Here is a 21,040-nt window from a genome sequence, read left to right as displayed (position 1 = left end):
ACGTTTTCTTAGATTAAATGGCATCAGCATTTTATATGCTTTTGTTCTATTTATAGCGGTTGAACCGCTGTTAAATGGCTATCGAATTCAAATGCTAACAGGATTACCCTTAAGTAGACTTGAAACTGCCAGTACAATCTTGTACCTTTTCGGCTTTATCGTGTCTTCTTTTGTATTTCCAATAATCACAAACAAATGGATGAAGGGACATAAAGTAGCTTTTTTGTCAACTGTTCTCTGGTTTCCTTACTGGGTGCTATTTATGCTATTATTCGCATTTCTTTTTCCTAATCATCATCCTAGTGATGACGATAACTATGGTGCTGCATTTTTAATCATGGGATCTCTAATTTTTTATCCATTCTATATTTTTCTTATGACAGGGATAAGTTTGATAATAAAACAACATAAGGAGGGTACTGTGAGGTGATTCACTTGCCTTCTATTATTGAAGTCATCGCAATGCTGGTCATTTTGACGATAGCCTTCTTTACTGGGTATTTCTTAAGACACTTCATCCCAGTTTCAAAAAGATTGGCCGTTGGGCTGGGAAGTATTGTTTTCATCAATACAGTGATATTCGGAATTAAAATAGTTTCTAAAATAGAACTGCCTATGACCACGTCAATCGGACTTGGTTTAGGTATTGGCTTTTCGTTGGGAATCTCGCAAGGATTTATATCAAAAAGTGAGTAATCCCGTTTATGGCTGGCTACTTAAAATGTTCCCCCACACGCTGGCCATACCGCCCCACCATTCCCTCTAACGCCAATATCTGCCAAAACTGCCCACCTGCAATCCCACCGCTATCACGTCGTCAAACAGCGGCCTTACGACGGCAAAACAAAAGCCGGGCCATAGGCCCGACGTTATCATCATTTATTTTGCTCTTCTCAAATTTTCTTCCTGCTCAATTGATCTGCGACAAAGGGCATCGAATACAGTCTGAGTTTTTTGTCGACTATCTTCCAGCTTAGTGACAAAGCCTCTAATATAGTTTACATCTTCTGACAAGGAATTGAGCTGAGATGTTGTTTCTTCTTGACGATGTTCAAGTGATTTAGTGAGTGCGTAAAGCTCCTTCTTACCAGACTTTAACGTTTGAACATCTGTTTTAATCTCATCAATATCGCCAGCTATTTTTTCCTGACCAGCCTTTAAATCTTGAATATCCGATTTCATTCCTTGAATCTCAGTCAATATCTAAGCAGTTGTTCTTCCATTCCAATCGCTCCCTCGATAATATTTTACCTTAAAAACTATGGGACAACCATCACATGAATCAACAAAAATATCATTATCTCACTTGAAAAGTCAGGACAATCATCCTAGCCTTACATCAAGGATGAGGAGCACAGCCGTGTGCCGTAAGGGTATGAAAAAGGTCAAGGAGCGTCCTGACCTTTTTTCCGTCTCTATTAGAAGGAAATACTAATCTGTAAGTGGAAATGGATAATTAATTTTGCCCCAGGGGGGACGAAACATGGAAATATTTAAGATGGAAAAAAAGAAAAAACTAATAAGGTTTGGTGTTGGTTTTTTTTCTCTGTTTGTTCCTATCTTTTTCATACCAATACTTCTTGATAGCTTTAAGGAGTATGTATTATCAATATCAATGGGCGCTTGGTGTTATGGACTTATAACTGGTCTTGTTATGACAAGGATTAAAGAAAAAAAAGAAACAGATTAACAGGGAGATTAGGGAGTGTAAAAAATTTCGTGTAAATGGTTTTTGCCATATACAATTTGAGGGATACTAAAAATGGCTTTTGCCTGTCGAACAGGATAGGGCAACGCAGGCGTGCGACGCGAGCGGTTGACAGGATTCTGCCGAAGACAGCCAGGGTGGCCTTACGAGGTCACCTTGTTTCTTTCACCCGCCACCCCTCGCTCCCTACTGTAACAACTGTGCCCACCACTGCATCAAACCTCGCCCATCCTGTGCCCTCACGTGGCATCCGCCAATAATTAGGCGATAACTGCGTTGCAAATAGCGGGGGAGAAGCGTAACCCTCGCTAACCACCGTGCCCCCACAACGCGAACCACCGCCTAAAACATTAACTTCACTTCTGCTGCCATCAGAGATAACCTACACCTGCCTCCGAAATCAGTACCTCACGACACCACGGAAGGAGCGGGTGATCATGGCATCAGCAAAAGCGAAGAACGGCCAGGGCAGCGTATACCAGCGTAAGGACGGTTATTGGGTAGCACAGGTGTACATCGGCAAAGACGACAACGGCAAACCGAAGTATGCGCGTAAGACATTCAAGCACGAAGAGGACGCACTGCATTGGCGTGACAAGGCGCTCGTCGAACATCGACAAGGCGTATTCACCGTCCCATCTACAGTCACTTTCGCGGAATGGCTGGATATCTGGCTTACGCAGTATGTGCGACCTCACGTGCGCCCCAAGACGTGGGAATCCTATGAGTACATCATCCGGCTTCATTTGAAGCCCACGTTAGGTACAGTAAAAATTCAAGCCTTACAGGCAGCGCAACTACAGCAACTCCTGAACCAGCGTCATCAATCGGGCCTGTCATCCAGAACAGTAGAACTGATCCAAACCACAGCGCGAACTGCCTTGAAGCAAGCCATCCACGAAGGCATCGTTAGCCGCAACGTCGCTGATTACCTTCGCTTACCCAAGAAGGCCACGAAAGAGATTCGTGTCATGACCGTCGAGGAGATGCGCGAGTTGTTGACCGTTGCCGACGATGACCGCATGGGCACCGCGCTCCATCTACTGCTTGGCACCGGGATGCGCGTGGGGGAACTGCTGGCGCTCACATGGGCTGACGTTGATTTTCAGCGGGGGCTAATCCGCGTGAACAAAGCTACCGCCCTCGTTAAGAACGTTGGTAACACTGCTGATGCCGATCAAAAGAAAACCCGCGTCATCATCCAACCACCCAAGACGAAGAACGGTCACCGTAGCATTCCGATCACCGAGGATCTCGTGCACCATCTACGCCGATGGCTGCTGTTCCAGCGTAGGGAGCGATTGCTCGCGGGGCCAAAGTATAAACACCGTAACCTCGTGATTACGACCAAACTGGGCCACGCAGTATCACAACGCAATCTGGCCACGAAGTTCCATCGGCTACTGGCGAAGGCAGGATTGCCGATGACCAATCTGCACGCATTGCGTCATACCTACGCCACGCGGTTGCTGGAGATCCATGTTCATCCGAAAGTAGTACAAGAACTACTGGGTCACGGGAGCATCCGAATAACGCTCGATACCTATAGTCACGTATTGCCAGAGCTGAAGAAGCAAGCGATCGGCAAGCTGGAGGGCATGATGAATACGCGAGCACAGTGGCAACAGCCAGTTAGCCAGTAGTGTGTAGCAACTTGAATAGAGAAGAACGGTGTGACCATCGACGGCCACGCTGTTCTTGTCGTTATCGCAGTTTTGTCAATATTGCCACAGTAAACAAGGTGGCCACAACTACAACCGTAACCACAACTGCCATAACAATCGATAGTTACGATGTAAGCTTTTGCCACAATTAAGAACAGGGGAAACATCGAATCCCCATAAAACGCGGGCAAACAAAAAAGGTCTGCATCACTGCAGACCTACGTTATCATCATGGAGCCGACGATGGGACTCGAACCCGCAACCTACTGATTACAAGTCAGTTGCTCTACCAATTGAGCTACGCCGGCTTAAGACGAATGTTATTCTAACAAAAAACCAAACGCCTTGTCAACTAGAGAAGGGAAGCCACGATAGCTTCGGCGGATAATCTTAAGCATTTGAGGTAACCTTATAGTTACAAGCGATAAAGCTTGAATTTTTCTAGTGCTTGGAGGTTACTAAAATGGATCCTAATGAAGTTGTCTGTCCGTGTATGGGGATTACTTACAATGACTTAAAAAATGCTGTAGAAAACGGTGCGAAATCATTTGAAGAAGTCCAAGAAGTAACAGAAGTAAGTACTGTTTGCGATCAATGTGAAGACGATGTAAAGTCAATAGTGACCCAACTACTAAAATAGTGGCGTGCAGTGCAGCTTGGCTTTGGTCAGGCTGTTTTTTTCAGATACATTTACGTTCGAAAATTAAAAATCTGGCTTGACAAAAGTGAAATACATAGAATGGCGGAGAGGAAAATCAAAACAGAAAGAGGATTTTGGGTTTTCAAAAGCTAATTATAAATAACATAATACAAGAATAGGGTACGTACGGACAATCAAAGGCGTTTTTCCGTGCATGGCCCATGGGAAAAAAATTAGTGGAGGTACGCTGATGGTTATAAAGGAACACAAAAAAACACCCCCAATTCAACTGCTTAAACGCGCATTTTTTCTGAGCTTTGGCGCTATTTTAGTTGCAATTGGCTTAGAAATGTTTTTAGTACCCAATCAGATCATTGATGGCGGTGTCGTAGGCGTTTCGATCATTTTATCCCATTTATTTAATTTGCCTTTAGGCATCTTTATTTTGATATTGAACTTACCATTTCTTGTTCTGGGCTATCGCCAAATCGGAAAAACCTTTACCATATCTACACTCTATAGTGTGACTTGGCTTGCCGTTGCTGTACAATTTGTTCACGGTTCGCCGTTGATCACGGAGGATCTGTTGTTATCTTCTGTGTTTGGTGGCATGACATTAGGCATTGGTGTAGGCGTAATTCTCCGCAGCAGTGGATCCTTAGACGGAACAGAAATATTGGCAATTATTTTGACCCGTAAATTTGCTTTTTCTGTGGGCGAGATTATTATGTTTTTTAATATCTTCATCTTAGGTAGTGCTGGTTTTGTTTTTGGATGGGATAAAGCAATGTATTCCTTGATTACGTATTTCATTGCCTATAAGACGATTGATATCGTCTTAGAAGGCTTGAACGAATCGAAATCAGTGACCATTATTTCTTCCAATCCAGCCGAAATCGCTGAAGCGATTATCGCTCGCCTTGGCCGTGGGGTCACCTATCTTTATGGAAAAGGCGGATTTACCGGGGAAGACAAAGAGATATTGTATTGTGTGGTTACGAGGTTGGAGCTTGCCAAGCTACGTCAAATCGTACTAGACATTGATCCCCAAGCTTTTATCGCTGTCGAGCATGTGGCTGAAGTAATGGGTGGGCGTTTTGCTAAGAAGGCTATTCATAACTAGCGAATAAAGGAAGAATATCACATGTATGTAAAAGTAAAAAAACTACATCCTCAAGCAATTTTGCCGCAACGTCAAACAACTGGTTCCAGTGGCTTTGATCTTCATGTTCTCGATGCAGTAACTTGGGATTGTGCTCGGGCCCCCTATGATGATCATTTTACCTCGATTACGATTTGTCCTGGTGATCGTATACTGGTGCGCACCGGTATTGCTTTACAATTGGAATTGGGAATGGAAGGACAGGTACGTCCACGGAGTGGTTTGGCGTTGCGTCATGGAATTACTTTATTGAATACCCCCGGTACAATTGATGCTGATTATCGAGGAGACATAGGTTTGATTCTCATTAATCTTGGCCAACAACCCGTTGAGATTGGCAAAGGTGAACGTGTAGGTCAACTGGTGATTCAACCTGTTTGGCACCAATTGCAGTTAGTGGAAATCGAGGAGTTGGAACTCACTCAGCGTGGAACCGGTGGATTTGGTCATACAGGGGTATAAAAACCAAGCCAAGTTTCAAAAAACATTACAAAAATTTAAACAACCCTTGAATGATCCTACTGCTCGTGATAATATTCTTAATAGTAAAAAAATATAATTCCCAAGATTTGAATGTGCATTAATATTTAATCTTATTCCATGTTTTTGCTTGAGTTCTTTAAGACGACCGCGGTATGATCTGTTTTCTAAAGAACCCGCCCGCGATCAATTACGGTCATAGAACTGTTTTTGATAGACAAAATTTATGACGACAGAAAGGGTTTGATTGCAGTATGACATTTACTCCTGATGAGCTAGAAGAGAAGTTCCAAAATTTCGTAGACCAGGTGCATCGTTACGCTGAACATTTGAGTGCTCAGCTTGAACAAGCATCGTCTCAGGAACGCGCTCAAATCTATGACCAAATGAAGTCGTTTAGTGGTATGCGTACGGGAATTGTTGCTTTAGCCCATAACTTAGGATTGAATGTAGATGATCCTCGAGCAATGAATCAATAGGATTTTTACAGCAAGGAAGCAAAGAGTAAACGGAAAAGTGAAGCTAATCTTGAATGGAAGGAAGTCCTCTTTGTGAAGTGTAAACAATGTACCGAACGCTGTAAAAGCGATTGTTCCGGTTGTATCCGCGAAGAACTGTGTCGTACTAGGGAACGGTGCTTGTATTGTATTGAAGGAAGTTTATATGAAGCTGTTGGCAATCAAGGATAATTAGTTGATATAACGGTTGTTTTTGGGGAGTCCACGTAGCCCTAAAGCGAAGAAGAACGATAGAATCTTCTTCGCTTTATTTTTATCCCGTTAAATTTTGTGGATAGCGGAGAGGAATACGTTGATGATCCATTTTCATTTGACTTGGTTTCCTGGTAATAAAAAAAACGATTGGGCCTATGCTGAGCGTTTATTGCGTGGCTACCATCGGTTTTGCCGGTATTATGGTTTTCAAGGGGGCTTAACCCTTCTAGGAGAAGAGTTATTATCGTGGCCACGTTTGCCTGATCTAATACGCTTCTCACGCTCGTTAGCGATTCACCCGATTCGCCTTGACGGTTGTGCAACAGCACTTACACCGGCAAAGGCATTGATGCTCGCAAGAACCGGGGTGACAAACGTTCGGGTTACGATTGATGGATCAGCTCGTTGGCACGATCATTATCATGGGTTAGGAAGTTACAGTTCCTCTTGGGACGCATTGCGATTGTTGCGTGAGGTAGGCATAACGACGGAAGTATTGTCGAACGTAACAGTAGACAATTATACATGCTTACCGGATATCGCTGCTACTTGTGCCGATTGGCGAGTTGATCATTATGATTTTCAACGTCCCGGTCCTTTATCGCAGTCGAACCTAATGGCACCGAGTGCCTATCGTCAATTACTGATACGAATGGATCAGGTTTATCATGAGATGGTTGAGTGTCAAACTGTTTTTGGACGCAGTGATCATCTTTGGAAGTTGCTTTATTATGAAACAGGTCGCAGTTCTTCCTTAGCCGATGATCAATGGGTATATTGTGGTTGTGCTGCCGGCCATCATCGTTTTTATCTGGATGAAAGCACCCTCTATCCTTGCCGCTATTTACCCTTTCCTCTGGCCCAATGGCCTCAAAATGATCTAATCCACGTTTTTCGGCATCATCCCACAATGATGGCCCTGCGGCAACCCGCGTCATTTACTGGTTGCCGTGGATGCCCGTTGCTTAATTATTGTCGGGGCTGCCCTGCCCGTTCCTATGCGTTCGATGGGCAATGGCAGGAACGAGATCCTCAGTGTTGGCGGATGGAACAGAATTAATCAATGGCGAGGGATCATGATGAAAATAATGTTCGCTATCAGTGTACTTGTTCTGATGATCATCGTGTATATGGCTCGTTTAGCTTTACAGTCCTATCGACGTCGTCGTGAAGGAGTTAGTTTGCAGCGGGAAACTGATTTTTTCACGTTTTTGGAGTAGTTTATGTAAGCCAGCTTTACGCTGGCTTGGATGCGGAATTAGAAGATTACTTCGATTTCGGCAGACCTGTCGAAGACGTCGAAGTAGTGCCGGTTGTTGGGTTTGTGCCCGGTGTGTTGATCGAAGTGCTTTGATTACCGGAAGTTTTGCTGGTTTTGTCGTTCATTTTGTTGCTAGTCATTGTTGTTCACCTCCCGTAGCTAGGATGCACATTTTTGCTTGAGCTATGAGAGGATGAACGAAGAAAAATATGCCAGATATCTTCGTCTTAGGCATCTAAGTACTCCTTGTTTCCTTGGTTTTCCATCATCTCTTGATCATAGTGTGTTGATTTACTGAGTATGATGGAACATCGAAGTGAGCGGGGAGGACCATGCGTGTTTTGGATCATTAACTTACGTAAAATACGCTATGGCATCGTGATGGTAGCGAGCCTGATTGTGTTGGTGGTGGTGTTAACAGGCATATACTATTGGCATAACTTGTCTCATGATCGAGTTATGCTATTACCGGCGCAGTCGCAAAGTACCATTCGTTTATCCATCAACCTACCGAAGCATCGATTGACACTTTTTATCGATAACCAACGATATAAGGAATATCCGATTGCGATTGGCAAAAAGCAAACGCCGTCACCGGTAGGTGATTGGACGATTGTGGACAAGCAAAAACATTGGGGGGGCGGCTTAGGTACGCGATGGCTTGGCCTTAATGTACCATGGGGAACCTATGGCATTCATGGTACGAATAAGCCTTGGTCGATTGGTCAAAGCTTGAGTCTCGGTTGTTTTCGGATGAATAATCAACAGGTAGAAGAGCTTTATGAATGGGTTCCGGTAGGGACGATCGTGGAAGTAACTGGGCAAGATTCTCCCAGGTTTACACGTTCAAGCTATAAAATCGGTGATATACATCAAGAAATTGTTTATATACAACGGCAGCTCCGCAAGCTGGGCTTTTTATCCGGTTTGGCTGACGGTCGCTTTGGACCGGCTACGCAAGAAGCAGTGGAGGCCTTTCAACTATCACAGAATTTGCCAGTCGATGGTATCGTAACCGAGTCGTTGCGCAGACATTTGTGGCAGAACGTAGAAAGTTTCAATTGATGACTTGACGAGATGCATCTCCATAAGTACAATTATAAATGTTCTTAAGCGGTCGTGGCGGAATTGGCAGACGCGCAAGATTCAGGTTCTTGTAGTCGCAAGGCTGTGGAGGTTCAAGTCCTCTCGACCGCACCATAAGTAAACTAAGCGATACATTCGTATCGCTTTTTTTATTTCTGCCATTCTTATCCGAGCATATTTTAGCTTGCTGATTTTCAAACTAAGCTTGGAATGCTCTAAGAAAGGAGGGGGTTAACGTGTGGTCGAGTAAAAACAAAACAGCCGTTCATGATACAGGCTTTGAATTTGGTCAAGCTGGATGGTTTGCTTTTCATGCCGTTGCCATTCCAACGATGATGTATGTGGGTAAGATGATGAGCAAATCGAAAAATCAATCACGTTAGTAAGATTTTGTCTTTCCGGGCTATGGCCCGGCTTTTTTTTTGTGATATAAAGAAAATGAAAAAATGGTATAATAGTTATTGATTAGCGATGCAACTTTTTTGTTGATCTGCCAGTGGTGACAAGTATGAGAAAGGGTGTTGAAAAATGAAAGATGTGTTTCGTAGAACCTTGTTAGCTGGTTTGGGTGCCGTTAGTTTAACCAAGGAACGGGCAGAGTCGATTGTCGATGAATTGGTGAAAAAAGGCGAATTAAGCAAAGATGAAGCGGCGAAAACAGTCAGTGAACTGTTAGATAAGAGCAAAGAACAACGAGAGGCTGTCGGCGAAGCGATTAAAACAGAAGTATCAAAGTTGCGCTCCGAATTTGGTTTTGTAACTCGCAAAGAATATGATGCATTATTGGCCCGCGTCACAGTGATCGAAGAAAAACTAGGGATTAAACCGGTAGACGAAGTTGTTGAAGCAGAAGTCGTGCCCACACCGGAATCCGCTGCCGAGGAAGCCAAGGATCCCGAGAAAGAACCATCGTAAACCCTGACGTAAAGTGCAGATATTGGATCATTTTTGATTCATAGCGGTTCCTCATTGCCCATATACATTTCATCAAGACATGGGGACAAGGGCGAGGAGGAACCGGCATGTTTTCTACCCAACGATGGTTGCGCCGGTTGGTTGGAGCCTGGAGTATTGTATTGGCAATGGTTGTGACTTCAGAAGCGGCAGAACCAACCACAGTGACGGATCCGTCTACCCGGCAAGTGAAGCAGGTCATTGTATTTGTTCTATCCGGTGTTGATGAACATTCGATGCGACAAACTTATACACCGACAAGCTTGGAGTTAGCTAAAACAGGTGTAGCTTTAGAACGAGCGATTGGTGTATATCCACCGCGCAACCCACAAGCATTAGCGTCGCTAGTGACAGGTGCTTCACCAAGGCAGACCGGATTAACAATGCCTCTCGGGAAAATGCGTTCTGAATCTATTTTTCAAGTTTGGCAACAACAAGGGCTAAAAACGTTACTCGTCGCATCGCGTACGGAAGATGTGACTCCCTTGCTGGATGGTTTTACTCAAAAGGTTTTATCACCGGAGGTAAGTGCCGTTGCACTGACGGATCAAGCGTTGGAACAATGGAAAGCAGCAGAACCTTTTGCTACGTTTGTTGTGTACAGCGGCCCTCTGGAAAAAGCAGCGCAGTCCGGTCCTGGCAGTGAACCTTATCGGAAAGCAATTACCGAAGCCGATCAACAGATTGCCCGGTGGATTACTTTGATCAAGGACATGGGCAAATGGGATGACACCTTGATTGTCATCACTGCTGATCATGGCATAGCCTCCGGCACGGCGAAGCAAGATCGAGCAGCCATGGAACGTGAATGGATGTTACCGCTTATTTTTCATGGTCCTCGCCTGAAAACAGGGGTTACATTACCGCCAGGCAAGCTTCTCGATGTTGTACCTACCTTAGCCCATCTTACAGGTCAACGCAAACCGGCTTTTGCTGAGGGTGATATCTTGTGGAATGCACTGCTTCCCACGGCATCGCAAACTCAGGAGATGCTATATGCTTTACGTTTAGCCGATGTGAGTCGACAAAATTTGGAGCTTTCCCGCAATGCCTATCAATTAGCTGAAGATAAAATGACCATTGATGCGCAATTAGGTGATGTACAAGAACAAAAACGTCAAGTACAAATATTTACGGAAGAAAAAGAACAGGTCATTCAAGGACTTGAACAAAAAGTTCGGTGGCAGCGTTATCTGATTGTTGCCTTGGTCGGTGTTGCTACGATTGGTTACGTTATTGAGTACATTGTTCTTCGCAAACGATTTATGATGTTTGACTAACGACTTATCTGTCTGACCGTAAAAGACAGTCACGTAATCGAAGAGCCTGAGTTTCCCCAAAGCGGGATCTCGGGCTCTTTTTTGTTTATTTTCTTGAAGACGTCTCTTTTCATTAAAGAAAGCATACAATCTACCAAAAATTTCTTAACTAGGAGGAGCAAATGAAGCAACAATCGGTAACACCTAGGGAAGCGGAAATCCTCGATCTATTGGACCGTCTGATCGATGAAGCGAGTCAAGTTAGTATGCTTGCCGGTCCTGACCAGGAAATGCGTATGACCGAAGGAATTCGGTTAATCGAGCGCATTGCCAGTCTGTGTATAGAACTGCTCGATGGTCGAGAAGAATATTTAGAGGCCACACTGCGTCAACTAATTCAACAAAAGTTACCTAGCCAAACGGTCTTGCGAAGTTTTGGGGAGTTTCAAACCGTTATCGATGCTTATGTACTCTCCGCTTTGCATCGCTACACTCAAATGCCCAAAATGAATGAATTCGTTGAACAAGAACAATTTTCTCAGCTTGCGACGGTGCAACCGGAAAAAACGGAGATGGTTCCATCATTACCGGAGACGGTTATGGAATTGGTCGACCTCAATGAGTGTATTACCCAAACAGTACGGAAAATCTACCCGGGAATCGCCATTGAAAGAGGAACCCCTGATGGGCGTAACCCTGATGCGGTCTTTTTACCGACCAAAAGGATTGCTTTGGTTGGCCAAATGAATTGGCTTACTTCTGCCAATGAATCACTGAACGGAACTTCAAGTGATCTGCAAACGTCGCAGGGGTACCGCTTGATTCTAGTCGCTCGTGAAGATGCCCATAGTCCCAGTCGTATCCAACGAGCGATCGTTCGAGCTAGAAAATAATCAGGTATTGACCCCGATAGAAGGACGATATAAAATAGAGTCCGTAACCAAATTACATTAAAGAAATCGTGTAGATCGGGAAGAGTACTTGTGGATGCGTCAGATAGCGAACCGGAGATAGTGAAAGCCGGGCTGAGGGACACAAGGAAAGCCACCCGGGAACTGCGAACTGAACAGTCATCATGAGATGAATCAGTAAGTAAGCCGGCACCTCCGTTATCAGGTTTTGAGCTGATCGGATCATTATTTTCCGATAATCAGGGTGGTACCGCGTTGGCAAAGCCTTCGTCCCTTTAGGGATGAAGGCTTTTTATAATCTTAGGAGGGTGAAATCATGAGTACAGATATCAAGAAAAAAGTTCTGGACATTTTACAAGATGATTGTCGTGTCAGTGTCGACCAAATCGCCTTGATGTTGGGCCAGAATCCGGACACGATCCAAACCTTGATTGACGAGCTGGAGCAAGAACGGATCATCGTTAAGTACCCAGCGATGATCAACTGGGATCGTTTTGATGATGATCTGGTGACGGCCATGATTGATGTAAAAGTTCTACCCCAACGTAATGTAGGTTTTGACCAAGTTGCCGAGCGAATCTATAATTTTCCTGAAGTTCGTTCGGTTGCTTTAATGTCCGGCGGCTATGATCTCTCGGTGATTATCGAAGGCAAATCGATGAAGGAAGTGGCATTGTTTGTAGCACAAAAGCTGGCTGTGCTTGAACACGTACAGTCTACAGCGACTCACTTTGTTCTTAAACGCTATAAACATGATGGCGTTATCTTAGATAAACAGGAAGAAGATCATCGTCTGGTGGTGAGTCCCTGATGAGTACTGATACGAATTCGATGAGCCGCCATTTAAACCCTGTGATTTGTAGTTTGCCTCCTTCCGGTATCCGGCGCTTTTTTGACCTTGTGGCGACGACCAAAGGGGTGATTTCCCTGGGGGTCGGGGAGCCTGACTTTGTCACCCCCTGGCATATTCGTGAAGCCTGTTTTGACGCGTTAGAACGGGGATTCACCATGTATACGTCTAATCTGGGTTTGCTGGAACTGCGTCAAGAGATCGCGAAGTTTTTAGACAATGCTTATGACGTAACCTATAATCCGCAGGATGAGATCTTGATCACTGTGGGTGCTTCCGAGGCTGTGGACTTGGTGATGCGTGCAACGTTACAGCCTGGCGATGAGGTTTTGATTCCGGAGCCTTGTTATGTAAGTTATGCGCCTACGGTCATTATGGCCGGTGGCGTTGCTGTTCCAGTTCCGACCTATGTAGAAGATGAATTCCGGTTGACCGTGCAAGCACTAGAGCGAGCCGTAACTCCTCGTACTAAGCTGGTCGTATTGTGCTACCCCAATAACCCAACCGGTGCCATCATGAATCGAGAGCAAATGGCAGCAATTGCTACGTTTGCGCAACAACATGATTTGCTGGTACTTTCAGATGAAATCTACGCTGATCTGACCTATGAAGGGACCCATGAGAGCTTTGCTTCGTTGCCGGGAATGCTGGAGCGGACAATCTTGCTCGGTGGTTTTTCTAAATCCTATGCGATGACAGGATGGCGGATCGGCTATGCTTGCGGCCACAAGGAAATTGTGGCACAAATGACGAAGATTCATCAGTACACGATGTTATGCGCGCCGATAATGGGACAGATGGCAGCGGTGGAGGCGTTGCGCAATGGACAATCAGAAAAAGAACGAATGGTCGAAGAATATGATCAACGACGGCGCTATGTCGTGGCACGATTTAACCGGATGGGCTTGTATTGCTTTGAACCACGTGGCGCATTTTACGCATTTCCACAGATTACATCCACCGGGCTTAGCAGTGAGGAATTTTGCGCTCGTCTCTTAGCAGAGGAAAAGGTCGCCGTTGTTCCTGGTAACGCCTTTGGCCAAAGTGGGGAAGGGTTTATTCGCGTATCCTATGCTTATTCGATGACCAATCTGACGGCGGCCTTAGACAAAATCGAAATCTTTGTCCAACGTTGTGCTACCGGTAGCCCATCCCCGAAAGGGTGAAAGCAATGAAACTCCATTTCATAGGTGCAAGTCAAACTGTAACAGGCTCTTGTTATTTACTTGAAACCGACCAGGCAAAAGTCCTGATCGATTGTGGTCTTTTTCAAGGACCCAAGGAAATCCGTGAACGTAACTATCAGGACTTTCCTTTTCATCCTGGTTCCATTGATTTTTTACTATTAACCCATGCGCACACGGATCATTCCGGTTTGGTTCCCAAGTTGACTAAATTGGGCTTCAAGGGACAGATCCTCGCCACTGGCCCGACCATCGACTTGTGTGCGGTTATGCTGCCTGATTCAGGGCATATTCAAGAGATGGAAGTAACACGCAAAAATCGCAAGGCCAGCCGGGCCGGCAAGCCTTTATTGGAGCCAATTTATACGTCCGATGAAGCCATTGAAGCCATGAAGTTTTTTCGTCCGGTAGCGTTTAATGAAAAGATCCAAATCACACCGGCAATCCAAGTGCGGTTTGTTGACGCCGGTCATATTCTTGGATCGGCAAGTATTGAGATCTGGGTAAATGAGCACGGCAAGGCAGCGAAACTAGTTTTCTCCGGTGATATTGGCAATACGAACCTACCAATCGTAAATGAGCCAAGTACGATTAATGATGCTGATTATATCATCATGGAGTCAACTTATGGTAATCGCTTGCATGATCATAGCCGATCTCGCCTGGAACTGTTACGTGAAGTAATTGTGGACACCTATCAAAAAGGCGGAAAATTAATCATTCCTTCTTTTGCCATTGAGCGGACGCAAGAGTTGCTTTTTGAACTGGCTCAACTGTATGAGCAAAAAACGATTCCGGAAATGCCCATATATCTGGACAGTCCCTTGGCTATTGCGGCTACCGAAGTTTTCACAAAGAATATGTTTTTTTTCGATAAAGAGTCCAAAGATTTTTTTCGTCGAACTCGTGGCGTTTTCTCATTACCTAAATTGCATTACACTCGTTCAACAGAAGAATCTACAGCATTGAACACACTGGAAGGCCGCGCCATCATTATCGCTGGATCCGGAATGGCTGATGCCGGACGAATTAAACACCATTTGAAACATAATCTATGGCGTACTGAAGCCACGGTTATATTTATTGGTTATCAAGCCCAAGAAACGCTGGGCCGGCGTTTGCTCGATGGTGAGAAAAACGTGCGGATCCACGGTGAGGACATCGTTGTACGTGCTGATATCCGAAATATCCCTGGTTTTTCCGGGCATGCTGATCGTGATGGTTTACTTCGCTGGCTACAATCTTTTCGGCAACCCCCCAAAAAAGTATTTGTGACTCATGGTGAACTAGAGAGCAGTCTGGCTTTTGCTCAAACCGTGCGGTTAGAAACAGGCTATGATTGCTATGTTCCGAAGTGGCTAGAAACGATTGAACTTACCAGTGATAAGCAAGTGCAATTGCGTCCGGATGCTATTGCTGACAGAGCTATCTTGCCGGCAGTAGATGGTAATGTTACGCCAGAAGGGGTGGAAAGGGCCTACTTGCAATTGCGTATGTTACTGCGTGAACTCGTTGAAGTGGAAACGGATCGCGATGAATATGCACGATTAATGGGGGATTTTCAACAGATTGAATCGATCATTCGCCAGGCACTTGAGCGAAAAACCTAACATAAGACTGATGCAAAGCAGGGCATGCTTATCGATGGAGGTGACGCTAATGACTTATACGATCAACAGTGATTGTATTTCATGCGGTGCTTGTGCACCGGAGTGCCCCACCGATGCGATTAGTGCTGGCACAGATAAATATATTATTGATCCGGAAAAGTGCATTGAATGCGGTAATTGTGCTGAAGTATGTCCCGTAGAAGCGCCTAGGCCAACGGAAGAGCAATAGTGTGAATCATTCGCAGATTACGGAGGACCAATCAATGACTACGCTGGACCAAGTAAAACGTGGACAATTATTTCGTATTCAGCAGATCCCTGATGAGCTTGTCCGGGCACAAGCCATTCGCTTGGGTATTGCCGAAGGTTCGATTGTAACCTGTCACGAGATTATTCCCGGTGGTCCGATTGTTATTGGTAAGAACAGGCAGGAAATAGCGATTGGGCGAAGGTTGGCTCGGGAAATCCGTATAGAATTAACGACAACTTCTGATGATCGGGCAATCGAATAAAAAGATATGAATGCGATGCTTAGTTGAAAGCATCGCATTTTTTTATCTATCCTTCCATGCATGCCAGCTTTTAGATGGTTCTGCGATGCGTATGAAAGGCAATTGGTGTACAAAATAGGCTCAATCGGATTAAAAGTCAAAGGAGGGAGTTGAATTGCGTCGACAAGCTCGCCTACTTGCAGGCTTCGTTGGTACTTGTGTGCTAGGTGGATTATTGCTCTGTGGCGTTCAGTACAATTCAACGAGGATACCAGCAGTAGGTACAGAACTAGGGGGTTCCAAGGGAAAAGTGGCTGAAGCTGCGACTGGCGCCGGTTATCCGAAATCCAGTGATCTGCAAACACTGGCACGGGCGATTCATGGTGAAGCTCGGGGAGAACCCTATGAAGGTCAAGTTGCGGTTGGCGCTGTGATCTTAAATCGTGTGCGCCATGTCTCTTTTCCGAAGAGCGTTCATGGTGTAGTATTTCAGCCTGGCGCCTTTACGGCTGTAGCGGATGGTCAAATATGGATACCTTTGCCGGAAAATGCATCGGCTATGCGAGCTGCTCGCGATGCTTTGGCAGGATGGGATCCTTCTGGAGGCTGTATTTATTATTGGAACCCGGTTACGGCAACAAGTAAATGGATTTGGAGTCGCCCGATTGTCAAGCAAATTGGTAAGCACAATTTTGCCAAGTAGTCAATGGTCGTAAAAAGGATGTGTAGCATTTGAGCAATGATTTAGAACAACATCACCGGAGCGCCACGCGCGGGTGGGCCGTTATTTCAGGATTTTTGGTCTTGTCCTTGTTGGCTTCCGGCGCGATTGGCTATCGTCATTATCAAGAAAATCGTGCCTACCAGATGAAAGCTGAAAATCAGTATCAACGCGCGTTTTTAGATTTGTCGAATCATGTGGAAAATATGGAACTGGATATGTCTAAGCTTATCGTCAGTAACTCGCCAGGGCAGAGTATTACTCGGTTGAATGAGGTTTCGCGTCAAGCAACTCAAGCATCAGTTGAACTTGGTCAGTTACCCCTTGCCTCCTTGCTTTTATCGCGAACCAATAGCTTTGTTAACCAAGTCGGTGACTATACCGGTGATTTAGCTCAAAAAAAGGTTGATTTAAATCAACCGTTGACTGACAGTGAAGTTCGTCAGCTAAGTGAAGTTCATCGCCAAACTGTTTTTTTGCGTGATGAGTTGAATAAAATGGGCAATCAACTGAGTGAAGGGACCATTACCTGGATTGATCTCGAGCGAGATGCGCAACGTCAAGAAAAAGAAGGATCACAGCCTCAAACCGCGTGGTTTTCACGTTGGGTGGACCGTGTCGTTGCTACAGTAGCAGGTCAAGGTCCGGAAACACAAGCACCGGCGATTTTAAGTAACTTTCAATTCGTAGAAAGTGAATTACAGAAGTACACCCCCATTGAATATGATGGGAAATTCTCCGAAGCCATTAAAATTAAGCCCAAAGGCTTAGGTAGCGGTGAAATAACCCAAGAACAGGCACTGCAGATTGCTCAATCCTTCCTGGGGCCAGAGTCTCTTCAAGGTCATACTGTAACAGTTGTTGGTGAAGGGAAGGCGGCCATTCCGTCTTACGGTATCCGCGTCGTCGCTAATGACGCACCGGATCGTGAAAAGATTACGATGGATATCTCCAAAACCGGTGGTAATGTACTTTGGATGTTAAAGGATCGTGCCCCCGGCACTCCGGCGATTACCAAAGAAGAAACACCGGCCATTGCTAAAGAATTCTTAAACCGTCGAGGGTTACGCGGATTTGAAGTGACCACTGTCGAAGAATATCAAAATCTCGCTGTGGTCACTTTAGTGCCAAAAGACGGAAATGTAACCCTTTACCCCGATAAAATCAAAGTGCGTGTTGCTCTTGATGATCGCGATGTTCTTGGTTATGATGCCAGTGCCTACTTGACTTTTCACCATAATCGAGCGTTGCCGGCCCCGAAACTTACCGTGGCAGAAGCTCGTGTTCGCGTTTCCCGTCAGTTGAATGTTATTGCCAGTAAATTAGCATTACTTGGAAAAGATAATTATCAAGAAGTGTTATGTTGGGAGTTCCGAGCTTCTAAGAACAATGAAGAATACCTTGTGTATATCAATGCAAATAATGGCAAAGAAGAACGAATTTTCCGTGTCATTGATATGCCAAACGGTCGATTTATTCACTGATATAATAGTCTGGTTTTCTTACAGAAACTGTAGGTGGGCAATTGCGTCGCCTGCAGTTTCTTTACGTAAAATCTGCTCTCTGGTCTAGACTTTTAGAAAGTTTCGTGTGATAGCGATGGCTGACATTTACCCTAACCTTTTACTGTGTTAAAATCGTTGTGGGTAGGAGAACAAGGGAGTGTGAAGATTAGTGCAAATTACGATTGGCGTCTCAGCGCGACATATTCATTTAACCGCTGAGCATTTGGAGATATTATTCGGTCAAGGCTACCAGTTGCAACCGAAGCGCCAGTTATCGATTCCAACGCAATACCTGTGTGAAGAGCGCCTCACGATTCGCGGGCCTAAAGGAAGTATCGACCATGTTGGTATCATTGGTCCTCTGCGGGAACGTAGTCAAGTAGAAATAACTCGTAGTGATGGCATTCGTTTAGGAGTTACACCGCCAATCCGGCTTTCCGGAGATCTGGACAGCAGTGCACCGATTACGCTTGTCGGGCCACAAGGTGAACTTACACTTGAAGAAGGATTGATTATCGCCAAGCGGCATATTCATATGACGACAACAGATGCTGCATCGCTTGGCTTCGGTCATAAAGATTTTGCTATGGTAGTGGTTCCTGGTCTACGAAGCTTGGTCTTTGACCATGTTGTCGTTCGTGTAGATGATCAGAATACACATACTGAATTGCATATCGATACGGATGAAGCTAATACAGCTGACTTAAACTCCGGTGATCAAGTTACATTATTACTGCTCAACGACAAGAAAATTCGCCTTGAACGACTGATCGGGATGTTTGATGAGCGGCAACTCAAAATGTTAGAAACTTTTGCGGCAGATATTGTAGAACGTGAAAAACAGAAGTTGCAAGAAATGGAAAGCCTGCTAAACGATTTACGATAGTTATACTTTGTAGCAGTCGATCTGATGTTATGTTCTACGGGGCAACATCGTTGTTTGAAGGAGAGCACGCGTGTGGATGAGAGAAGAGTTTTTGTAGCCACTCCACCTGGACCTTTACGGGAACGTATCAAAGAATCGTTAATACGCCATGGTATGGTGATTATTGGTGAGGCTGGAGATGGGTTGTCGACGTTGCGTTCTCTTCACTCGGTTCATCCTGACGTTGTGATTATTGAGCACCAGTTATCGGGTCTCGATGGGATTGAACTAGCAAAATTATGCCAAGAGGAACGGCTTGGTGCGGCTGTATTACTTACTACGTACTCACAATTAAACTTGGTTCAAAAAGCAATGGAAAATTGGTTTTTTGAGCCATTATTAAGGCCGATTCGAGAGGAATCGTTACTCGCAGCTGTGCTGACCGCCCATACTCATTATGTCCGGGAAAGCAAGTTGACTCAAGAAGTTATGGCGCTCAAAGAAGCCTTGGAACGGCGAAAATTGATCGATAAAGCTAAGGGCAAACTGATGGATAAAATGAAAGTCAGCGAAGAAGAAGCACATCGTATTTTACAACGTTATGCCATGAATCATCGGTTATCAGCGAAGGAAGCTGCTGCAAAAATACTGCGAGGATTTGTATAAAAGGAAAAAGAGCGACACAGATAGGTGTTGCTCTTTTTAAAAGAAAAAATCACCATACGCGTTGGTATGGTGTTTTATTAACATATGGTGGACAATAACGGAATCGAACCGCTGACCTCTTGCATGCCAAGCAAGCGCTCTAACCATCTGAGCTAATTGTCCTAAAATGGTGCGCCCGGCAAGAATCGAACTTGCGCACCTGGTTCCGGAGACCAGTGCTCTATCCACTGAGCTACGGGCGCGACGCTTTGGTGACCAGCGACAATAGATAGTATAACGATTCCAGATTTGAAAGTCAAGCCTTTTTTAAAATAAAAAAGACTAGGATAGGCCTAGTCTTGTCCTTGCACATCATTGATCCCGTGCCGATAAAAATGGTTCTTTAGATGTTGTATAGTATGAGGAGAAACGGCGAATTCACCGGCCATCTCCGTGTCGGAACGATTTTCAGCGATTCTTTCAATAAAAGCATCAAAAGGAATGCCAAGTTCCCTGGTCATATCCACGAGGCTGTCACGTAGTCCCCAAGGAGCGCCTTTCGAAGTCATGTAATTTACATGATCAGTGCCTTGGATTCGAGGATTAATTTGAGCTTCCGTTTGATATCCGTGGAGTTCTGTATGAGCATCAAGCGCAACGTGCGTGGCTGATCCCATCGGTTCAGGAACAAAACGATTGGGAAGCGGAGGATTTTCAACGGTCTCTGTCATTTATTTGCACCTCATCGTATCTGTTTTTGTTAGTTTGTCGAAAAAAAGATGATTTCATCCGGTATACCTGGCGAAAATTAAAAAAAATATCGAAAAAAGAAGGATTTTGTGCCAGTCGATCCTAATATAATTATCGATATCCCCCAAATTAATAAGCTAGGAATCTTACAAAAAGTTGTACCAGGAATGGAGGTCATCCAATTGTCACCGAAATATGATCCCGATAATTTTATTAGCCCCGGCACTGCTAACCGATGTTTCGGCATCGAGCCCGATGAATTAAAGCAGGCTGTATCACTAGGTAATATACCTGGTGTTGTTGCGAATAACCGGGTTCGGGTACGCGAGACTGATTTAATTGAAGCGATTGCTTCTGGACGTATGGAGCAATCAACCTGGTTCTTAGGAATGTATAAGGGCAAGCTTAAGGAAGTTTGTCCCGGCGTCTTTCGAACAGTAGTATAATCAAAGAGCACCTACGCCAGTATGTAGGTGCTCTTCTTTATTAGAGTCTGTCTAAAAACCCCCGCATCCCAAGGGTCGATTCATAAAACTCAGTATTCAATGGTATTTTGTGCCATTTAAAGGTATTTTGGCTTC

26 protein-coding genes, 4 tRNA genes and 1 other annotated feature are annotated in these 21,040 nt (G+C 44.8%); of the genes, 24 read left to right on the top strand and 6 right to left on the bottom strand.

From position 1 onward, the window contains the following. The first annotated feature begins 426 nt into the window (after positions 1 to 426). Positions 427 to 696 (top strand): hypothetical protein, encoded by a 270-nt coding sequence (locus EDD73_RS12750; protein WP_131920523.1) that lies wholly within the window; start codon positions 427 to 429, stop codon positions 694 to 696. Between the two features lie 183 nt (positions 697 to 879). On the opposite strand, the gene EDD73_RS12745 is transcribed toward EDD73_RS12750, so the two are convergent. After that, positions 880 to 1,182: a hypothetical protein gene (locus EDD73_RS12745; protein WP_131920521.1), complete on the bottom strand. Its 303-nt coding sequence runs from the start codon at positions 1,180 to 1,182 to the stop codon at positions 880 to 882. Positions 1,183 to 1,483: 301 nt separating this feature from the next. Between EDD73_RS12745 and EDD73_RS12740 the strand changes: the two genes are divergently transcribed. Both EDD73_RS12740 and EDD73_RS12735 read left to right on the top strand, forming a co-directional pair. Beyond that, complete coding sequence (locus EDD73_RS12740) at positions 1,484 to 1,690, top strand: hypothetical protein (RefSeq protein ID WP_131920520.1); 207 nt, start codon at positions 1,484 to 1,486, stop codon at positions 1,688 to 1,690. 455 nt (positions 1,691 to 2,145) lie between these two features. Continuing rightward, a complete protein-coding gene (locus EDD73_RS12735; RefSeq protein ID WP_131920519.1) occupies positions 2,146 to 3,351 on the top strand; it encodes a tyrosine-type recombinase/integrase in 1,206 nt (401 codons plus the stop codon). A 253-nt stretch (positions 3,352 to 3,604) separates the two neighbouring features. Here the strand turns inward: EDD73_RS12735 and EDD73_RS12730 are convergent. Then, positions 3,605 to 3,680: transfer RNA gene (locus EDD73_RS12730), tRNA-Thr, on the bottom strand. A 155-nt stretch (positions 3,681 to 3,835) separates the two neighbouring features. On the opposite strand from EDD73_RS12730, the gene EDD73_RS12725 reads away from it, so the two are divergent. The 5 genes from EDD73_RS12725 to EDD73_RS12705 all read left to right on the top strand — a co-directional run bounded on the left by EDD73_RS12725 (position 3,836) and on the right by EDD73_RS12705 (position 7,427). Further along, on the top strand, positions 3,836 to 4,012 hold the full coding sequence (locus EDD73_RS12725) for a (2Fe-2S)-binding protein (RefSeq protein ID WP_131920518.1): 177 nt from the start codon (positions 3,836 to 3,838) through the stop codon (positions 4,010 to 4,012). A gap of 250 nt (positions 4,013 to 4,262) precedes the next feature. Next, complete coding sequence (locus EDD73_RS12720) at positions 4,263 to 5,135, top strand: YitT family protein (protein ID WP_131920547.1); 873 nt, start codon at positions 4,263 to 4,265, stop codon at positions 5,133 to 5,135. Between the two features lie 21 nt (positions 5,136 to 5,156). After that, positions 5,157 to 5,636: a dUTP diphosphatase gene (dut, locus tag EDD73_RS12715; RefSeq protein ID WP_131920517.1), complete on the top strand. Its 480-nt coding sequence runs from the start codon at positions 5,157 to 5,159 to the stop codon at positions 5,634 to 5,636. Between the two features lie 272 nt (positions 5,637 to 5,908). Next, a complete protein-coding gene (locus tag EDD73_RS12710; protein WP_131920516.1) occupies positions 5,909 to 6,133 on the top strand; it encodes a hypothetical protein in 225 nt (74 codons plus the stop codon). Positions 6,134 to 6,464: 331 nt separating this feature from the next. Continuing rightward, positions 6,465 to 7,427 carry a radical SAM protein gene (locus EDD73_RS12705; RefSeq protein ID WP_131920515.1) on the top strand — a complete coding sequence of 321 codons (963 nt, stop codon included), beginning with the start codon at positions 6,465 to 6,467 and terminating at the stop codon, positions 7,425 to 7,427. Positions 7,428 to 7,633: 206 nt separating this feature from the next. Here EDD73_RS12705 and EDD73_RS15485 read toward each other — a convergent pair whose 3' ends face one another. Beyond that, positions 7,634 to 7,768, bottom strand: a complete 135-nt coding sequence (locus tag EDD73_RS15485; RefSeq protein ID WP_264672939.1) for a hypothetical protein — start codon at positions 7,766 to 7,768, stop codon at positions 7,634 to 7,636. 196 nt (positions 7,769 to 7,964) lie between these two features. On the opposite strand from EDD73_RS15485, the gene EDD73_RS12700 reads away from it, so the two are divergent. The 15 genes from EDD73_RS12700 (at position 7,965) to EDD73_RS12635 (ending at position 19,730) form a co-directional block, all read left to right on the top strand. Further along, a complete protein-coding gene (locus EDD73_RS12700) occupies positions 7,965 to 8,693 on the top strand; it encodes a L,D-transpeptidase family protein (protein ID WP_165876509.1) in 729 nt (242 codons plus the stop codon). 48 nt (positions 8,694 to 8,741) lie between these two features. Continuing rightward, positions 8,742 to 8,828, top strand: a tRNA-Leu gene (locus tag EDD73_RS12695). A gap of 122 nt (positions 8,829 to 8,950) precedes the next feature. After that, positions 8,951 to 9,097, top strand: coding sequence for a hypothetical protein (locus tag EDD73_RS14955; protein ID WP_165876508.1), 147 nt, complete (start codon positions 8,951 to 8,953; stop codon positions 9,095 to 9,097). Positions 9,098 to 9,242: 145 nt separating this feature from the next. After that, positions 9,243 to 9,629, top strand: a complete 387-nt coding sequence (locus tag EDD73_RS12690; protein WP_131920513.1) for a phasin family protein — start codon at positions 9,243 to 9,245, stop codon at positions 9,627 to 9,629. Positions 9,630 to 9,736: 107 nt separating this feature from the next. After that, on the top strand, positions 9,737 to 10,948 hold the full coding sequence (locus EDD73_RS12685) for an alkaline phosphatase family protein (protein ID WP_131920512.1): 1,212 nt from the start codon (positions 9,737 to 9,739) through the stop codon (positions 10,946 to 10,948). Between the two features lie 161 nt (positions 10,949 to 11,109). Further along, positions 11,110 to 11,820, top strand: a complete 711-nt coding sequence (locus EDD73_RS12680) for a hypothetical protein (RefSeq protein WP_131920510.1) — start codon at positions 11,110 to 11,112, stop codon at positions 11,818 to 11,820. Positions 11,821 to 11,882: 62 nt separating this feature from the next. Beyond that, positions 11,883 to 12,116, top strand: a binding site (T-box leader). Positions 12,117 to 12,154: 38 nt separating this feature from the next. After that, complete coding sequence (locus tag EDD73_RS12675; protein WP_131920509.1) at positions 12,155 to 12,649, top strand: Lrp/AsnC family transcriptional regulator; 495 nt, start codon at positions 12,155 to 12,157, stop codon at positions 12,647 to 12,649. Further along, on the top strand, positions 12,649 to 13,854 hold the full coding sequence (locus EDD73_RS12670) for an aminotransferase class I/II-fold pyridoxal phosphate-dependent enzyme (RefSeq protein WP_165876507.1): 1,206 nt from the start codon (positions 12,649 to 12,651) through the stop codon (positions 13,852 to 13,854). Before EDD73_RS12675 ends, EDD73_RS12670 begins: the two co-directional genes overlap by 1 nt. 5 nt (positions 13,855 to 13,859) lie before the next feature. Continuing rightward, complete coding sequence (locus EDD73_RS12665) at positions 13,860 to 15,482, top strand: MBL fold metallo-hydrolase RNA specificity domain-containing protein (RefSeq protein WP_131920508.1); 1,623 nt, start codon at positions 13,860 to 13,862, stop codon at positions 15,480 to 15,482. A 49-nt stretch (positions 15,483 to 15,531) separates the two neighbouring features. Next, complete coding sequence (locus EDD73_RS12660) at positions 15,532 to 15,711, top strand: DUF362 domain-containing protein (protein ID WP_131920507.1); 180 nt, start codon at positions 15,532 to 15,534, stop codon at positions 15,709 to 15,711. A gap of 34 nt (positions 15,712 to 15,745) precedes the next feature. Then, the gene (locus EDD73_RS12655) at positions 15,746 to 15,994 is read left to right on the top strand and encodes a FeoA family protein (RefSeq protein ID WP_131920506.1); all 249 of its coding nucleotides are present in this window, start codon (positions 15,746 to 15,748) and stop codon (positions 15,992 to 15,994) included. A gap of 289 nt (positions 15,995 to 16,283) precedes the next feature. Further along, a complete protein-coding gene (locus tag EDD73_RS12650) occupies positions 16,284 to 16,676 on the top strand; it encodes a cell wall hydrolase (RefSeq protein ID WP_456319113.1) in 393 nt (130 codons plus the stop codon). Positions 16,677 to 16,705: 29 nt separating this feature from the next. After that, positions 16,706 to 18,178: a germination protein YpeB gene (ypeB, locus tag EDD73_RS12645; protein ID WP_131920504.1), complete on the top strand. Its 1,473-nt coding sequence runs from the start codon at positions 16,706 to 16,708 to the stop codon at positions 18,176 to 18,178. Between the two features lie 190 nt (positions 18,179 to 18,368). Continuing rightward, complete coding sequence (locus EDD73_RS12640) at positions 18,369 to 19,085, top strand: phosphate propanoyltransferase (protein ID WP_131920503.1); 717 nt, start codon at positions 18,369 to 18,371, stop codon at positions 19,083 to 19,085. A 72-nt stretch (positions 19,086 to 19,157) separates the two neighbouring features. Continuing rightward, complete coding sequence (locus EDD73_RS12635) at positions 19,158 to 19,730, top strand: ANTAR domain-containing response regulator (RefSeq protein ID WP_165876506.1); 573 nt, start codon at positions 19,158 to 19,160, stop codon at positions 19,728 to 19,730. Positions 19,731 to 19,815: 85 nt separating this feature from the next. Here the strand turns inward: EDD73_RS12635 and EDD73_RS12630 are convergent. The 3 genes from EDD73_RS12630 to EDD73_RS15335 form a co-directional block, all read right to left on the bottom strand. Continuing rightward, a tRNA-Ala gene (locus EDD73_RS12630) sits at positions 19,816 to 19,892 on the bottom strand. Positions 19,893 to 19,897: 5 nt separating this feature from the next. Further along, positions 19,898 to 19,972, bottom strand: a tRNA-Arg gene (locus EDD73_RS12625). A 90-nt stretch (positions 19,973 to 20,062) separates the two neighbouring features. Further along, complete coding sequence (locus EDD73_RS15335) at positions 20,063 to 20,440, bottom strand: hypothetical protein (RefSeq protein ID WP_243116922.1); 378 nt, start codon at positions 20,438 to 20,440, stop codon at positions 20,063 to 20,065. Between the two features lie 108 nt (positions 20,441 to 20,548). Here EDD73_RS15335 and EDD73_RS12615 point away from each other — a divergent pair, with 108 nt between their 5' ends. Further along, complete coding sequence (locus tag EDD73_RS12615; RefSeq protein ID WP_131920501.1) at positions 20,549 to 20,905, top strand: hypothetical protein; 357 nt, start codon at positions 20,549 to 20,551, stop codon at positions 20,903 to 20,905. Positions 20,906 to 21,040 lie beyond the last annotated feature (135 nt).

It is taken from the genome of Heliophilum fasciatum, from assembly GCF_004341395.1.
Taxonomy (GTDB): domain Bacteria; phylum Bacillota; class Desulfitobacteriia; order Heliobacteriales; family Heliobacteriaceae; genus Heliophilum; species Heliophilum fasciatum.
Note: the sequence above shows the minus strand (reverse complement) of the source record. Positions and strands in the feature narration are given on the sequence as shown.

Excerpts from the sequence above, each read along its gene's own strand:
- EDD73_RS12745 (WP_131920521.1), bottom strand. The coding sequence starts at position 1,182 with ATGAAATCGGATATTCAAGATTTAAAGGCTGGTCAGGAAAAAATAGCT.
- EDD73_RS12740 (WP_131920520.1), top strand. The coding sequence starts at position 1,484 with ATGGAAATATTTAAGATGGAAAAAAAGAAAAAACTAATAAGGTTTGGT.
- EDD73_RS12735 (WP_131920519.1), top strand. The coding sequence starts at position 2,146 with ATGGCATCAGCAAAAGCGAAGAACGGCCAGGGCAGCGTATACCAGCGT.
- EDD73_RS12725 (WP_131920518.1), top strand. The coding sequence starts at position 3,836 with ATGGATCCTAATGAAGTTGTCTGTCCGTGTATGGGGATTACTTACAAT.
- EDD73_RS12720 (WP_131920547.1), top strand. The coding sequence starts at position 4,263 with ATGGTTATAAAGGAACACAAAAAAACACCCCCAATTCAACTGCTTAAA.
- dut (WP_131920517.1), top strand. The coding sequence starts at position 5,157 with ATGTATGTAAAAGTAAAAAAACTACATCCTCAAGCAATTTTGCCGCAA.
- EDD73_RS12710 (WP_131920516.1), top strand. The coding sequence starts at position 5,909 with ATGACATTTACTCCTGATGAGCTAGAAGAGAAGTTCCAAAATTTCGTA.
- EDD73_RS15485 (WP_264672939.1), bottom strand. The coding sequence starts at position 7,768 with ATGACTAGCAACAAAATGAACGACAAAACCAGCAAAACTTCCGGTAAT.
- EDD73_RS12690 (WP_131920513.1), top strand. The coding sequence starts at position 9,243 with ATGAAAGATGTGTTTCGTAGAACCTTGTTAGCTGGTTTGGGTGCCGTT.
- EDD73_RS12685 (WP_131920512.1), top strand. The coding sequence starts at position 9,737 with ATGTTTTCTACCCAACGATGGTTGCGCCGGTTGGTTGGAGCCTGGAGT.
- EDD73_RS12680 (WP_131920510.1), top strand. The coding sequence starts at position 11,110 with ATGAAGCAACAATCGGTAACACCTAGGGAAGCGGAAATCCTCGATCTA.
- EDD73_RS12675 (WP_131920509.1), top strand. The coding sequence starts at position 12,155 with ATGAGTACAGATATCAAGAAAAAAGTTCTGGACATTTTACAAGATGAT.
- EDD73_RS12670 (WP_165876507.1), top strand. The coding sequence starts at position 12,649 with ATGAGTACTGATACGAATTCGATGAGCCGCCATTTAAACCCTGTGATT.
- EDD73_RS12665 (WP_131920508.1), top strand. The coding sequence starts at position 13,860 with ATGAAACTCCATTTCATAGGTGCAAGTCAAACTGTAACAGGCTCTTGT.
- EDD73_RS12660 (WP_131920507.1), top strand. The coding sequence starts at position 15,532 with ATGACTTATACGATCAACAGTGATTGTATTTCATGCGGTGCTTGTGCA.
- EDD73_RS12655 (WP_131920506.1), top strand. The coding sequence starts at position 15,746 with ATGACTACGCTGGACCAAGTAAAACGTGGACAATTATTTCGTATTCAG.
- EDD73_RS15335 (WP_243116922.1), bottom strand. The coding sequence starts at position 20,440 with ATGACAGAGACCGTTGAAAATCCTCCGCTTCCCAATCGTTTTGTTCCT.